Source organism: Clostridium pacaense, assembly GCF_020709765.2.
GTDB lineage: Bacteria > Bacillota > Clostridia > Lachnospirales > Lachnospiraceae > Enterocloster > Enterocloster hominis.
On the sequence record NZ_JAJFEB020000142.1, the window covers coordinates 1 to 260 of the forward strand.

At 53.8% G+C, this 260-nt stretch carries 1 protein-coding gene; it reads left to right on the forward strand.

What is annotated here, in order from left to right:
- Positions 1-241 (forward strand): hypothetical protein (locus tag LK536_RS58835; RefSeq protein ID WP_506092338.1); only part of this gene is annotated, 241 nt, incomplete at its 5' end.
- Positions 242-260: the final 19 nt, after the last annotated feature.

Below are 260 nucleotides of genomic sequence, written 5' to 3' on the forward strand. Positions count from 1 at the left end.
ATTCGTGATGCGAAGTGGTGATTTGGACAACCGCAGGACCGACGGGGCAAAGAAGGAGGCCATGCAGGATGGCAGCAGGCTGCACCGGAAGATACAGAAACGGATGGGAAGCAGTTACCGCCCGGAAGTGGTTTTAAAGCATAGGGTACGGGAGGATATGTTTGAAATCCTGGTGGAGGGAAGGGCTGACGGGATTATCACGGAGCCGGCTGATTACCAGGAGATTCCGGGAGTGCACTGATATTTTAAGGAGGGAACAG